Source organism: Adhaeribacter pallidiroseus (genome assembly GCF_003340495.1).
Lineage (GTDB): Bacteria > Bacteroidota > Bacteroidia > Cytophagales > Hymenobacteraceae > Adhaeribacter > Adhaeribacter pallidiroseus.
In genome coordinates, this window is record NZ_QASA01000001.1 from 2,038,122 (window position 1) to 2,053,185 (window position 15,064).

Annotated in this window: 10 protein-coding genes and 3 pseudogenes; 11 read left to right on the top strand and 2 right to left on the bottom strand. The window is 40.5% G+C overall.

Features of this window, described 5'->3' with window-relative positions:
• Nucleotides 1-33: 33 nt before the first annotated feature.
• The 8 genes and pseudogenes from AHMF7616_RS07990 to bshB1 all read left to right on the top strand — a co-directional run bounded on the left by AHMF7616_RS07990 (nt 34) and on the right by bshB1 (nt 8,903).
• The gene (locus tag AHMF7616_RS07990) at nt 34-429 is read left to right on the top strand and encodes an START-like domain-containing protein (protein WP_233507403.1); all 396 of its coding nucleotides are present in this window, start codon (nt 34-36) and stop codon (nt 427-429) included.
• A 119-nt stretch (nt 430-548) separates the two neighbouring features.
• Nucleotides 549-1,961 (top strand): LptF/LptG family permease, encoded by a 1,413-nt coding sequence (locus AHMF7616_RS07995; protein ID WP_115372407.1) that lies wholly within the window; start codon nt 549-551, stop codon nt 1,959-1,961.
• Nucleotides 1,962-2,067: 106 nt separating this feature from the next.
• Nucleotides 2,068-2,343 (top strand): 30S ribosomal protein S15, encoded by a 276-nt coding sequence (gene rpsO / locus AHMF7616_RS08000; RefSeq protein ID WP_115372408.1) that lies wholly within the window; start codon nt 2,068-2,070, stop codon nt 2,341-2,343.
• 115 nt (nt 2,344-2,458) lie between these two features.
• Nucleotides 2,459-4,603, top strand: coding sequence for a polyribonucleotide nucleotidyltransferase (gene pnp / locus AHMF7616_RS08005; RefSeq protein WP_115372409.1), 2,145 nt, complete (start codon nt 2,459-2,461; stop codon nt 4,601-4,603).
• A gap of 235 nt (nt 4,604-4,838) precedes the next feature.
• Nucleotides 4,839-5,702 (top strand): sigma-70 family RNA polymerase sigma factor, encoded by an 864-nt coding sequence (locus AHMF7616_RS08010; RefSeq protein ID WP_026464485.1) that lies wholly within the window; start codon nt 4,839-4,841, stop codon nt 5,700-5,702.
• A gap of 157 nt (nt 5,703-5,859) precedes the next feature.
• A complete protein-coding gene (gene trxB / locus AHMF7616_RS08015; RefSeq protein ID WP_115372410.1) occupies nt 5,860-6,798 on the top strand; it encodes a thioredoxin-disulfide reductase in 939 nt (312 codons plus the stop codon).
• A 328-nt stretch (nt 6,799-7,126) separates the two neighbouring features.
• The gene (locus AHMF7616_RS27710) at nt 7,127-8,176 is read left to right on the top strand and encodes a M23 family metallopeptidase (RefSeq protein ID WP_115372411.1); all 1,050 of its coding nucleotides are present in this window, start codon (nt 7,127-7,129) and stop codon (nt 8,174-8,176) included.
• Between the two features lie 8 nt (nt 8,177-8,184).
• Nucleotides 8,185-8,903: pseudogene (bshB1, locus tag AHMF7616_RS08025) on the top strand (bacillithiol biosynthesis deacetylase BshB1).
• Between the two features lie 80 nt (nt 8,904-8,983).
• On the opposite strand, the gene accC reads toward bshB1, so the two are convergent.
• Nucleotides 8,984-10,483: an acetyl-CoA carboxylase biotin carboxylase subunit gene (gene accC / locus AHMF7616_RS08030; protein WP_115372412.1), complete on the bottom strand. Its 1,500-nt coding sequence runs from the start codon at nt 10,481-10,483 to the stop codon at nt 8,984-8,986.
• A 197-nt stretch (nt 10,484-10,680) separates the two neighbouring features.
• Here accC and AHMF7616_RS08035 point away from each other — a divergent pair, with 197 nt between their 5' ends.
• Together AHMF7616_RS08035 and AHMF7616_RS08040 are read left to right on the top strand one after the other, a co-directional pair.
• Nucleotides 10,681-11,919 (top strand): aminotransferase class I/II-fold pyridoxal phosphate-dependent enzyme, encoded by a 1,239-nt coding sequence (locus AHMF7616_RS08035; protein ID WP_115372413.1) that lies wholly within the window; start codon nt 10,681-10,683, stop codon nt 11,917-11,919.
• Between the two features lie 106 nt (nt 11,920-12,025).
• Nucleotides 12,026-12,193: pseudogene (locus AHMF7616_RS08040) on the top strand (histone H1); the annotation flags it as partial.
• A gap of 239 nt (nt 12,194-12,432) precedes the next feature.
• Here AHMF7616_RS08040 and tyrS read toward each other — a convergent pair.
• A pseudogene (tyrS, locus tag AHMF7616_RS08045) lies at nt 12,433-13,679 on the bottom strand (tyrosine--tRNA ligase); the annotation flags it as partial.
• Between the two features lie 203 nt (nt 13,680-13,882).
• On the opposite strand from tyrS, the gene holA reads away from it, so the two are divergent.
• Nucleotides 13,883-14,926, top strand: a complete 1,044-nt coding sequence (gene holA, locus AHMF7616_RS08055) for a DNA polymerase III subunit delta (protein ID WP_115372416.1) — start codon at nt 13,883-13,885, stop codon at nt 14,924-14,926.
• Nucleotides 14,927-15,064: the final 138 nt, after the last annotated feature.

The following is a 15,064-nucleotide window of genomic DNA, read 5'->3' on the forward strand; positions in this document are numbered from 1 at the left end:
TAAAGTTATCACCTAATTTCTAGGCTTATGATTATGAGCAAATTTAAGTTTACGAACGAATATCCTATCAATGCTTCAGCCCGGATGATTTATCCGTATCTGAGCACTGCCTCCGGCCTGGCGCAATGGTTCTGCCACGACGTCCGGTTAAATGAAGACAAAGTCTTCAACTTTATTTGGGATAACCAGAACCATTATGCCGAAATGAATAGCCACCGAACCAATAAGTCGGTACGATTTGTTTTTTTAAACGAACAAAAGTTACATGAGCCTGATCCTAGTTATATGGATTTTAGCATTGAAACCAGCGAGCTAACCCAAGAACAGTATCTTCGCGTAATTGATTATTCCGATGAAACCGATAAAGAAGAATTAGATGAAATGTGGTACGGCTTAATCCAGGGTTTGCGGGATATTATCGGTGGTTAAATTGTTATTGAGGAGTTTGCACAATTTTTGATGAAACCTTCTGTTACAATTACGATAGTTGTGGTTTTGTAAGTGCTGCAATACGCATTTTTTAAAAATTTATTGCGGCAGAGATTTAAATGAAAAAGTTAGATAAGCTTATTTTACGTTCTTTTATTGGGCCATTCTTATTGACTTTTGCGGTAGTAGAATTTATTCTGTTAACGCAATATATGCTCAAATACCTGGATGATTTAGTAGGTAAAGATTTAGGCTTTGCAGTAATTGCTCAATTACTCATGTATTTCAGTCTAAATATGGCGCCGGTTGCCCTCCCATTGGCGGTACTTATTTCTTCCTTAATGACTTACGGGAATTTGGGAGAGCACCACGAGTTAACCGCTATTAAAACTTCTGGTATTTCGTTGCTTCGTATACTACTTCCGGTTTTTATATTTAGTATATTCTTGAGTATTGGTGCCTTCTTTTTTAATAACAGAGTAGTTCCTAAAGCTAATTTAAAGGCTTATAGCTTGCTCTGGGACATTCGCCAAAAAAAACCTTCTCTGGATATCCGGGAAAATATTTTTTACAATGGTATTCCGGGCTACAGTATTAAAGTTACTGAGAAATTAGGCGAAGAAGGAGATATCTTAAAGGGGGTAATGATTTACGATCATTCCAGTGGTCGGGGAAATACCAGTGTCATTATTGCAGATTCGGGCAGAATGTACACGAAGTTTAATGAACAGTATTTAGCATTTGATTTATTTAACGGCAAGATATACGCGGAGGAAGCCTCAAACACTGGCAACAACAGCCAAGCAGGGTTTGTGCGTCAGAAATTTACATCCCAAAAAATGTTATTTAACTTATCGTCTTTTAATCTGGATCGTACGCGCGAGGATTTATTTAAAGGCAGTAGGATGATGTTAAATATTAAAGAACTCCGGCATGTTACTGATTCTTTGGAAAAGCAATTAGGGCAGGAACGAAAATTGATAACTCCAAACTTAGGACCTTATTACAGTTACTTTAAAGCAGATTCAACTAAAAGAGTAGCTGCTCCAAAAATTAAAATTATATCTAAGAAAAAGATTTCTCAACCAAATGCTAGCATCATTGCTCTAGCTGCAAATAAAGCTCGAAATATTAAAAGCTTTACTGCAGCTTATACTGAAAAGATGAAAGGTACCTATCGCGAAAGTAATAATTACCAGATTGAGATATTCCGGAAGTTCACGCAATCGGCTGCTTGCATCATTATGTTTTTAATTGGTGCACCTTTAGGAGCAATTATTAAAAAAGGCGGATTGGGGATGCCCGTACTCATATCTATATTATTTTTTATAATTTTTTATGTACTAACAATTCTAGGCGAAAAATGGGGACGTGAGGGGATTGTAATAGTTGGAGCAGGAATGTGGGCGGCTAATTTAATTCTTTTACCAATTGGTCTCTTTTTCTTGTACCAGGCTCGGAATGATTCCAGCTTATTAGAAACAGATTTTTGGCGACGCTTTACCCTGCGATTAAAACGTATTAAATTATAGTTTGTAGTAATAGTGTAAGAAATTTTTTTAATAATACTAAAAAAATTATTACCTTTGCCGCTTAATAGAAAGAACTACGAAAAGATATTCAAGTAATACATACCCGATGAAATTAACTACCGAAGCGAAACAAGAAATTTTTGAAAAAAACAGCTTACAAAAATCTAAAACCGATACTGGTTCTGCTGAATCTCAAATTGCTCTATTCACCCACCGTATTAACCACCTAACTGAGCATTTAAAGGAAAACAAAAAAGATTTCTCTACCCGTTTAGGACTATTAAAACTGGTAGGTAAAAGAAGAAGACTATTGAACTACCTATCTAATACCGAAATTGAAAGATATCGGGCAATCATTAGTGATTTAGGTATCAGAAAATAAAAAGATTAGGGAATTCATTTTACGGATTCCCTAATCTTTTTTATATAACTACTATTTTTATTTCTTATATTTTATTTTAAAAGGGCTACTAGCCCTTTTGTGTCTTCATAAACTTATGTCTTATAACGCTATTTATAAAACAATAACATTAACTGATGGTCGCGAGATTACCATTGAAACGGGTAGACTGGCAAAACAGGCGGATGGGGCCGTAGTTGTTAAAATGGGTAATACCATGTTATTAGCAACTGTTGTATCTGCTAAAGAAGCTCGGGAGGGTACCGACTTTTTGCCTTTATCGGTAGATTACCAGGAGAAGTTTGCGTCTTCTGGAAAAATTCCGGGTGGCTTCTTGAAACGGGAAGCGCGCTTATCTGATTACGAAATCTTGATTAGCCGCTTGGTAGACCGGGTACTACGGCCCATGTTTCCGGAAGATTATCATGCCGATACCCAAATTTTAATTAATTTGATTTCTGCCGACACAGATATATTGCCAGATGCTTTAGCTGGTTTAGCTGCATCGGCTGCTTTGGCAGTTTCGGATATTCCGTTTAATGGTCCTATTTCAGAAGTACGGGTTGCCCGTATTGATGGACAATTTGTTATTAATCCTTTAGGTTCCGATTTACAACGTGCTGACATCGATATCATGGTGGGTGGTTCTGCGGACAGCGTAGCCATGGTAGAAGGAGAAATGAACGAAGTTTCGGAAGAAGAAATGCTCGAAGCAATCCGGGTAGCGCATGAAGCTATCAAGCTGCAATGCCAGGCTCAAGTGGAGTTGGCCCAGCAAGTAGGTAAATTGCAGAAGCGGGAGTACTCGCACGAAACCCACGACTTAGATTTAAAAGAACGTTTACGTGCAGAATTATATGATAAAGTGTACGAGGTTGCCAAAGCCGGCAACAATGTAAAAGCCGAAAGAAGAGTTTCTTTCCGAGCAATCCTTGATGATTATATTGCTGCTCTACCCGAAGATCATGAGATTAATGTAGGTTTAATTAAAACTTATTACCACGATATTGAAAAAGAAGCCGTCCGGAATGTAGTATTGGATGAGCGTATTCGATTGGATGGACGTAAATTAGACGAGATCCGGCCTATCTGGTCTGAAATTAATTATTTACCATCAACCCATGGTTCAGCCATTTTTACCCGCGGGGAGACGCAATCATTAACCACGGTTACTTTGGGTACCAAGCTGGACGAACAGATGATCGACAGTGCCATGTTTAGTGGTTACAACAAATTTATTCTGCATTACAACTTCCCGGCTTTCTCTACCGGTGAAGTAAAGCCTAACCGTGGCCCAGGACGAAGGGAAGTAGGTCATGGCAACTTAGCTATGCGAGCTCTCCGGAAAGTATTGCCAGGTGAAGCGGAAAACCCTTATACTATCCGGATTGTATCGGATATTCTGGAGTCGAATGGCTCTTCTTCAATGGCCACTGTTTGTGCTGGCTCTTTAGCATTAATGGATGCCGGGGTAAAGGTAAAAGGCGGCGTTTCGGGTATTGCCATGGGCTTGATCACAGATAAAGAAACGGGCAAATTTGCAGTTTTATCGGATATTTTGGGTGATGAAGATCATTTAGGGGACATGGACTTTAAAGTAGCAGGTACTAAAGATGGTATTACGGCTTGCCAAATGGATATTAAAGTACAGGGTCTGTCATTTGAAGTTTTATCGCAAGCTTTAGCGCAAGCCAAAGCAGGCCGGTTGCATATTTTGGGCGAAATGGCTAAAACCATTGCTGCACCAAATGCCGATTATAAGCCACATACGCCTCGTTCCTATAATATTGTTATTGATAAAGAATTTATCGGGGCGATTATCGGACCAGGTGGCAAAGTGGTGCAACAGATCCAAAAAGATACCGGGGCTACTATTGTTATTGAAGAGAAGAACGATAAAGGCCATGTAAACATTTTTGCCAGCAACCAAGAATCCATGGATCAAGCCGTTAGTAAGGTAAAAGCCATTGTATCGGTTCCGGAAATTGGCGAAGTGTATATAGGTAAAGTTAAGTCAATTCAACCTTATGGTGCTTTTGTGGAATTTATGCCAGGTAAAGATGGTTTGCTGCACATTTCCGAAGTAAAGTGGGAACGCTTGGAAACCATGGACAACGTGCTGGAAATTGGTGAAGAAATTAAAGTGAAACTGGTTGATGTGGATAAGAAAACTGGTAAGTTTAAATTGTCACGAAAAGTTTTATTACCTAAGGCCGGCGAGCAGGTACAAACAAATTCTTAACTTATCGAACTTATTCTGGTATAGCGGTGGTTTCCAATCAGGGGCCACCGCTTTCTAATTCAACCGGACGCGCCTAGCTCCCCAAACAAAATACTTAAAAGTTGATATTTTATTGGTAAATGCGTTTAAAATTAGCTTATTAGAAGCTAATTTTAAATTAAAATATTACTACAAAAATTTTTAAACTTTTCAGCTATCAAACTCTTAATAACATTATAATTTACGACATACTCTAATGAGACAACTTAAAATAAGTAAACAAATCACTAACCGCGAAAGCCAATCGCTGGATAAATACTTACAAGAAATTGGTAAAGTTGATTTGCTTACTCCTGATGAAGAGGTTACGTTAGCTCAAAGAATTAAGGAAGGTGACCAGTTTGCCTTAGAAAAATTAACCAAAGCTAATTTACGCTTTGTGGTATCTGTCGCGAAGCAGTACCAAAATCAAGGCCTTTCTTTAGGCGATTTAATTAACGAAGGTAATTTAGGTTTAATTAAAGCGGCCAAGCGTTTTGATGAAACGAGGGGATTTAAATTTATTTCTTATGCGGTTTGGTGGATTCGTCAGTCTATTTTGCAAGCCTTAGCGGAGCAATCCCGGATTGTGCGTTTGCCTTTAAACCGGGTGGGTTCTTTAAATAAAATATCTAAATCTTTCTCGGAGCTGGAGCAAAAATTTGAGCGGGAACCATCGCCGGAAGAAATAGCCGAAGTTTTAGAATTAACTACTTCCGAAGTAGTAGATACGCTTAAAATTTCGGGTCGCCATGTATCGGTAGATGCTCCATTTGTGCAAGGGGAAGAAAACCGTTTACTGGACGTATTAGAAAACGAAGACGAAGAATCGCCGGATACTGGGTTAATGAACGATTCGTTACGCAAAGAGGTACAGCGGGCACTATCTACCTTAACTAAACGGGAAGCAGATGTAATAACCTTGTACTTTGGTTTAAACGGAGAACATTCTTTGACTTTAGAAGAAATTGGTGAAAAATTTAATTTAACCCGCGAGCGGGTTCGTCAAATAAAAGAAAAAGCTATTCGACGCTTGCGTCATACTTCCCGCAGTAAAGCTTTAAAACCTTACTTAGGTTAAAAAATTTAAAAAATAGATTAAAAGCCTTAGCTAACATGTTAAGGCTTTTTTTGTTTTTAATTAAATAAGCTTGGGTAAACCTAAGTTATAGGCTATTATGTTTCTCTTATTAATATTTCGTAGTTTTGCCCCGCATTAAAAAAACTCTCCTTTTGAGATGGAAATAGAAAAAGTTAAATTATTGATAATAGGGTCCGGACCAGCAGGTTATACGGCTGCTATTTACGCTGCCCGGGCCGGTTTAAATCCAGTTATGTACCAGGGATTGCAACCAGGTGGACAGCTCACCATAACCAATGATGTAGAAAATTATCCGGGTTACCCGCAAGGAATTAATGGTCCGCAGATGATGGAAGATTTCCGAACACAGGCTGAGCGATTTGGCACGGATATCCGGTACGGGATCGCTACTGAAGTAGATTTTTCGGGGCAGCCTCATAAAGTAGTTATAGATGATTCTAAAACCTTACTGGCTGATGCGGTTATTTTGGCTACGGGTGCATCTGCTAAATGGCTCGGTATTGAATCAGAGGCGCGCTTAAATGGAAGTGGAGTATCGGCGTGTGCTGTTTGTGATGGATTCTTTTATCGGGGACAGGATGTAGCCATTGTGGGTGCCGGAGATACGGCTTGCGAAGAAGCAACTTACTTAGCTAATTTATGCTCTAAGGTTTACATGATTGTGCGTAAAAGTGAAATGCGCGCTTCATTAATCATGCAGCAACGCGTTAAGAAAACACATAATATCGAAATTATTTATAACTCTATCACTGATGAGATATTAGGTGAACACACGGTAGAAGGAGTGCGGATCAAAAACGATGTTACCGGCGAGTTGCGGGTACTGGATGTAAAAGGTTTTTTTGTAGCTATTGGTCATCAACCTAACTCGGGTATTTTTCAAAAATTTGTTAACCACGATGCAAATGGTTACTTAAAAACGATTCCGGGTACTTCCCAAACAAATATAGATGGCGTTTTTGCTTGTGGCGATGTGCAGGATTATGTTTACCGGCAGGCGGTTACGGCGGCTGGATCCGGATGTATGGCCGCATTGGATGCGGAACGGTACTTAGTTGCGAATGAATTCCACTAAGCTCTATTTTGAGAAGGAATCTCAATTTTTTAAATTTTTATGTAGCTGCTTATGAAAGATGGCAAGAGTAAGGCGCAGGAGGTGCTGGTTTCTATAGATTCACCTGCGCTCTTATTTTAAATTTGAGAGACTTCTAATGATGCAGCCTTTATTTTTTACCTATATATGACCATAACCGTTAATTTATTTTTAAACTGAAATTTATTAGTAACTAGTTTTCTATGTGTGTTATAGGTTATCTTATACCATCACAATAAAAGTAGCAAAAAAGGGGTTAGATGAAGAGTAACGCATCTTTTTCAACTTTGATGCTAAATTTTAAGCACGAATGTTATTAAAAAAAACGCTATTTACTTTATATATAATTACACTGCTCCTACTTCACGTAAGTAGTAGCTGGGCGCAGCAGAAAAATAGTAAACCGAAATCAAAAGACTTTTTCAAACTTAAGTCTCCCAAAATACAATACGTAAAGCCTGATACTACCACTTTAATTGAATACGAAGAATTTCCGGATGAGAAATCGGAAGCCAGCAAATCTATCTTTAGTCCGGCCAAAAAGCTTTCTATAGTTAGTGAAGATACTACCAACTTAGATTTAGGCGAGCAAAGTATTGTGGAGATGTCGGAAGAAGTTTTAATTGATTCTTCCTGGATAAAGATTGCCGGTTATTATTCTATTTGGGATACTCGAAATGTTAATCCTTACCGCATGGACGGTCGCCAGATTAAAGAAGCGGTTCCGTTGAAACTAGTTGATGAAGCGCGGAATAGAATTAGTAAGATGCCCTTAGAAACAACTCCGATAACATCGGATTTTGGTTTTCGGGGTTACCGCTGGCACTATGGTACGGACTTAGATTTAGATACCGGGGATTCGGTGTTAGCGGCGTTTGATGGAGTGGTAAGGATTGCGGCTTGGGATGGGGGCGGTTACGGAAATTACGTGGTGGTAAGGCATTACAATGGCCTTGAAACACTATATGGCCACATGAGCAAAACCTTAACGAAAGTAGGGCAGTTTGTAAAAGCCGGTCAACTTTTAGGAAAGGGGGGGAGCACGGGGCGCAGCACCGGCCCGCATTTGCATTTTGAGGTGCGCTACCAAGGCAACCCGATTGATCCGGAGCGGTTATACGATTTTCCGGAATACCACTTATTGCAGAATGATTTTGTAATTACCGCGGCTCTTTTTAACTATTATAATTCTGTAAAGAAATACAAAGCTCGCCGGACGGTTTACCACACGGTACGCCGGGGCGAGGTGCTGGGTAGTATTGCCCGCAAATACGGCATCTCGGTGGCACAACTTGCCCGCTTGAACCGGATTTCTGCCCGTACTACTATTCGTGCAGGTCGCAGATTACGCGTAAAATAATAAAACTTATGAAATTAGATATTCTAGCTTTTTCCTCTCATCCTGATGATATTGAATTAGCTTGTGCCGGAACCCTTATTATTCATGTACAAGCCGGCCAAAAAGTAGGTATTATAGATTTAACGAAAGGAGAGTTAGGAACGCGTGGAACACCCGAAATTCGAGAAGCAGAGGCAAAAGCAGCTACCGCTATCATGGGTTTAGCAGTCCGGAAAAATTTGGGTTTTGCAGATGGTTTTTTTAAAAATGACCGCGAACACCAGCTGGAAGTTGTTCGGGTTTTACGACAATACCAACCCGAAATAGTAATTGCCAACGCCATAACTGACCGTCATCCAGACCACGGCCGCGGCAGTATTCTAGTGTCCGAAGCTTGCTTTCTGGCCGGCCTAAAGCAAATAAGTACTAAAGATACAGAAGGACAGTGGCAGGCAGCCTGGCGACCAAAAGTGGTGTACCATTACATTCAAGACCGGTATATCCTTCCTGATTTTGTGGTAGATATTACTCCCTTTTGGGATATAAAATTACAAGCTATAAAGGCCTTTAAATCCCAATTTTTTGATCCGGAAAGTTCTGAGCCTACCACCTACATTTCGAGGCCTGATTTTTAAATTTTATTGAGGCTCGTAGTCGCGAAATGGGTCATTTAATCGGAAAAACCTATGGCGAAGGTTTTACGAAAGAACGGCATATTGGAGTGCGTAATTTGTTTGATTTAATTTAAGACTTGCGGATGTAATGAAGTACTTCCTGCATTTAAGTACTTTCAACAATTAAATATTTACAGGTTTAATTGCTTGCTATTTACAAGAGACGGTTTTTTTTCCAGTTAGAGGTAGTAACAGGCATTTGGTATTCCGGGGGCGCCGTTTTAAGTTTGGTGGTTTCGTAAAGCCAAGCTCCTAAAACCGCTGCTATTGTACTGGAAACTTCATCCGCCGGTAGTTGTATCTGTTCCGGCTGGTAATATTTTTCAATAAATTTAGTATCAAAGTCACCGGCAATAAAGGCAGGATGTTGTAATACAAATTTGCCAAAAGCTAAAGTGTTTTCAACACCCGTAATTTGGTACTCCTCAATTGCCCGAATCATTTTAGAGATAGCTTCTGGTCGGTCAGCCCCAAAGGTTATCAGTTTGGCGATCATGGGATCGTAATAAATAGGAATATCCTGGCCTTGCTCAAAGCCATCATCTACCCGCACGCCTAAACCTTGTGGTCGTTTGTAAGTACTTAAAGTACCAATATCCGGTAAAAAGTTATTTTGCGGATCTTCGGCGTAAACTCGTAATTCTAATGCATGGCCGTAAATTTTTAAATTTTCTTGGATAAAGGTTAATGGTTGTCCTTCGGCTATTTTAATTTGTTCTTTCACTAAGTCCAAACCGGTAATTTGTTCGGTTACCGGATGCTCTACTTGCAACCGGGTATTCATTTCCAAAAAGTAAAAGTTTTTATTCTCATCCAGCAGAAATTCTACGGTGCCGGCCCCAATGTAATGACAGGCCTTTGCTACATCTACCGCAGATTGTCCCATTTGGGCTCGTAACTCGGGGGTTAGAATACTGGAGGGTGCTTCTTCAATTACTTTTTGGTGACGGCGTTGAATAGAACATTCCCGTTCAAACAAATGCACGATATTGCCGTGCACATCGCCTAATACCTGAATTTCAATATGGCGGGGAGACGCTATGTACTTCTCAATAAAAACCGAACCATCACCAAATGCCGACGTAGCCTCGCTCACCGCTACCTGCATTTGCTCTTCCAAACTAGCTACATCCAGTACCACCCGCATGCCTTTGCCACCGCCGCCGGCACTGGCTTTAATTAATATCGGGAACCCTACGGTTTGCGCAATTTCTTTAGCCGCCTCTACGTCGGTTATGGCTTCTTCGGTACCGGGAACCATGGGTATATTATATTGAGCCACCGCGGCCTTGGCGGCCAATTTACTTCCCATCAACTCAATTGCCTCGGGAGTGGGCCCGATAAATATAATTCCGGCAGCCTGCGCCGCCTGGGCAAAACCAGCGTTCTCTGATAAAAATCCATAACCTGGGTGAATGGCATCAACGTGCAAATCCTGGCAAATTTTTAAAATTTTATCGCCACGCAAGTAAGAATCACTGGACTTAGGGCCGCCAATGCATACGGCTTCGTCGGCGTACTGCACGTGTAGGGCAGTGCGGTCAGCTTCGCTGTAAATCGCAACAGTTTTAATTCCCATTTCCCGGGCCGAGCGCATCACGCGTAACGCAATTTCGCCCCGATTAGCAACCAATATTTTTTTAATTTTTATCATTCTTTCTATTTACTAAATAAAACGCAACCTTATTCTCTACTAAACTTATAGGTTTTATCAGGAATCTTCATCCTTCCTGTTTTAAAATTGTTTCTAAAACATTTAAGTTCTAACTTTGCTAGTTCAAAGTAAACGGCTTTTTTGCCGGTTTAAGTTAAAAAGTAATTTATTCTTTCCATCATTTAATTCGATACAGAGTGGATTTATTTGAAAAACTGTTAGCCAACCGAGGACCTCTAGGCAGCCATTCGCATTATGCACACGGTTACTTTACATTTCCAAAATTAGAAGGTGAGATTGCCCCTCGCATGCAATTTAGGGGTAAGCCGGTACTTACCTGGAGCTTAAATAATTATTTGGGTTTAGCCAACCATCCGGAAGTACGCCAGGTAGATGCAACAGCCGCCGCTGAATGGGGAATGGCCTATCCCATGGGAGCCCGGATTATGTCTGGTAATTCAAATTTACACGAACAACTGGAAACCGAATTAGCCGAATTTGTAATGAAGCCGGAAGCTTTGTTGCTAAATTTTGGCTACCAAGGGGTAGTATCGATTATTGATGCGTTAGTAGACCGGCACGACGTGATTGTGTACGACGCCGAATCGCACGCTTGTATTATTGATGGGGTACGTTTGCACCAAGGGAAGCGCTTTGTGTACGCCCACAATAACATGGAAAATTTAGAAAAACAATTGCAGCGGGCAACTCGTTTGGTGGCTGAAACGGGTGGGGCTATACTCGTAATTACCGAAGGAGTTTTTGGTATGTCGGGTAACTTAGGGAATTTACCCGCTATTGTGGCTTTAAAAGAAAAATACGATTTTCGTTTGTTTATTGATGATGCCCACGGTTTTGGCACGCAAGGTAAAACCGGCGCGGGAACTGGCGAACATTTTGGTATGCAAGACGGCATAGATGTTTACTTTTCTACTTTTGCTAAATCTATGGCTAGTATTGGGGCTTTTGTGGCGGGACCGGAACAAGTTATCGAATACTTGCGCTATAATATGCGTTCTCAGATTTTTGCTAAGTCTTTACCAATGCCTTTAGTTGTAGGGGCCATAAAAAGATTAGAGTTGATGCGCAGCAAACCCGAATTAAAAGACAAACTTTGGGAAATAACCAATGCCTTGCAAAATGGCTTGCGGGAAAAAGGGTTTAATTTAGGAACTACGCAGTCTTGCGTAACGCCGGTTATTTTAAAAGGACAAATTGCAGATGCCACTCAACTTACTATAGACCTGCGGGAAAACTATAATATCTTTTGTTCTATTGTGGTATATCCGGTGGTTCCGAAAGACGTAATTATGCTTCGCTTAATTCCTACGGCGGTTCACACATTGAATGACGTAAAAGAAACAATTGAGGCATTTGAGCAAATTTCGGAGAAGTTAGACCGAGGATTGTATGCAAAATCAGCCATAACGGTGTAAATTTAAGTATAAATCACGATAAAAAAGCCCTTTTCTTTGCTTGGTATTGATTATTGTGTATATTAGAGCGATTAAATATTTATGTTCCACAACTAATAAAACTCTAATGAACAAGTTTAGCAGTGTTAAAGATTTAGTAATGTCTCTGGAGAGCGATTTCGAAAAGTTCTACGAAAAAGGAAACTCAGCTGCCGGCACCCGGGTAAGAAAAGGAATGCAGGATCTGAAAAACTTAGCGCAGGATTTAAGAAAAGAAGTGCAGGATATGAAAAACAATGCGGCTGGTGGATCGGAAGAGACAGCTAAAGCAGGTGCCAAAAAGAGCACTACTAAAGCTAAAAAGTAATTAAGGAACTTTTCACACCAACCAACTAAAAAAGTGGCCCCCTACGGACCACTTTTTTTTGTTTTAAGTTGGTTTTAAGTTGCAGGTTACAGGTTGCAAGTTTTTATTTGAACATTATTTAAATAATTTAAAAAATCATGTTTTAACCTGTAACCTGCAACCTGTAACTATTCCACTGCCACTAAATAATAATTTTTCTTTCCTTTTTGAATTACCAAGTATTTGCCTTGTAGTAATTCAAAGTTCAACTCTGTTACGGACGCAGTTACTTTTTCGCGGTTGATGCTGATGCCGCCGTTTTGCAACATGCGTTTCGCTTCGCCCCGCGATTCAAAAATTTGAAATTGCGTAGCATCTGCTAAAAACTCAACGATAGAACTGGTTTCCGCATAAACATTTTTGGCGACCGCAATTAAAGGAACTCCTTCAAAAACAGCTAATAAAAGGTCCTCCGGCAGGGCTTTTAAAGCATTGATGTCGCCTTTCCCGAATAAGATTTCGGAGGCTTGCAGGGCCGCTAAATAGTCCTCTGCGGAATGTACGCGGGTGGTAACCTCCTGGGCTAAGGCTTTCTGCAGAATGCGTAAATGCGGGGCCGCCTGGTGGTCGGTAATCAAGGCTTCAAGTTCTGCTTTCGATAATAAAGTAAATACCTTAATTAACCGTCCGGCTTCCTCATCCGATACATTGAGCCAGAATTGATAAAACTTATAAGGAGAGGTTAAGTTAGAATCCAACCAAACATTCCCACTTTCGGATTTGCCGAATTTGGTACCGTCGGATTTGGTAACTAGGGGAGTGGTAAGTGCATAGGCTTTGCCACTATCTATCCTGCGAATGAGCTCGGTGCCCGTAGTGATATTACCCCACTGATCGGAACCGCCCATCTGCAAACGCACGTTTTTATGTTTGTACAAGTGGTAATAATCGTAGCCTTGCAGCAACTGATACGAAAATTCGGTAAACGACAAGCCTTCAGCCCGACCTTCGCCATCTTCATCAACCTGTAACCGTTTTTGTACCGATTCTTTTTCATCATGTAATTTACGGTCAGGTGTTTCCCCGCTTCCCGCAAAAAACCTAAAAAGCTAAAATCTTTAAACCAATCGTAGTTATTCACCATCTCGGCGGAGTTAGCTCCGCAATCAAAATTTAAAAATTTCTCTAGTTGTTGGCGAATGCCTTCCTGGTTTAAACGCAAAGCTTCTTCCGATAACAAGTTACGTTCCGCTGACTTGCCCGAAGGGTCGCCAATCATGCCGGTGGCGCCGCCTACTAAAGCAATCGGCTTGTGTCCGCAGCGTTGTAAATGCACCAACAACATAATGGTAGCTAAGTTGCCAATGTGCAGCGAAGCCGCCGTAGGGTCAAAGCCCACGTAGCCGGTGGTCATTTCTTTGGTAAGTTGTTCTTCGGTGCCCGGCATGGCATCGTGGAGCATGCCACGCCATTTTAATTCTTCAACCAGATTCATGGGTTATCTTGTCAATGGTAAGGCTTTGATACTTACAAAAGTAAATAAGTATTCAGCCAATAATAATTTTAAAAAATTTTATTCGGGCGCAAAGATATTAGTTGTTCCTTGTTCCTTGTTACTGCTTGCTATATTTTTGTTTTATGACGGCCGAAGAAATACTCCAGAAATTAAAAAATAAGCAGTACGCTCCCGTATATTTTCTACAAGGTGAAGAGCCTTACTTTATTGATTTAATCTCGGATTACATCGAAAAGAATGTTTTATCGGAAAGTGATAAAGGTTTCAATCAGGTAGTTTTGTACGGCAAAGACGTCGATATCAGTACCATTCTCCTGCAAGCCAAACGGTACCCCATGATGTCGGATCGGTCGGTAGTGATTGTGAAAGAAGCCCAGATGATCGCGGATATTGATCGGGAATCGGGCATCAAGCAACTGGAAGCTTACCTGCAAAATCCGTTGCCTTCCACCATTCTGGTGTTTTGTTACAAGTTAAAAGTACTCGATGGCCGCAAATCTCTGGCTAAAACCGTGAACAAACACGCGGTACTGTTAACCACCAAAAAATTGTACGAGAACCAGGTGCCCGGTTGGATTAATGGCTATATCAAATCCAAAGGTTTGCAGATAAGCCCCAAAGCTACCATGCTGTTAAGCGAATACATTGGGGCGGATATTTCGCGGTTAGCCAACGAGATTGATAAGCTTACTTTGAACTTAAAGCCCAATCAAACCATCGATGAGCGGATGGTGCAGGAAAACGTGGGAATAAGTAAGGAATACAATATTTTTGAATTACAAACAGCCTTGATCCAAGGGGATGTGTTAAAGGCCAACCGGATTATTCAATTTTTTGAAGCTAACCCGAAGAATAACCCGATCATTCCGAATTTGACTTTATTGTTTTCTTTCTTTACAAAGTTATTGTGTTTGCATGCTTCACCCGACAAATCGGAGGCCGCCATTAGCAAAAGTTTAGGGAATCGTAGTTTTTTGGTGAAAGAGTATTTGCTGGCTTTACGCACCTACAATTATTACCGTACTACCCAGATTATTCATTTTATTAGGGTAGCTGATTTGCAGAGTAAAGGCATTGAAGGCGGCAACATGACCGATGGAGAAATCATGCAGGAGCTAATTTTTAAAATTTTGCACCCGGTGCCCGAAGAAGCCTTTGTTTTTTAAACGGTATTCCCAATTAGTAATATTTCTTAAAATTTTAATTTCGTCTTAGCGTTATCTAACCAATCTTGAGCTGCTGCTTGTAATACGTGGCTAGCCTAAAATTAAAAATAAAGCTGCTCTGCTTCGTCTGTTTTTATT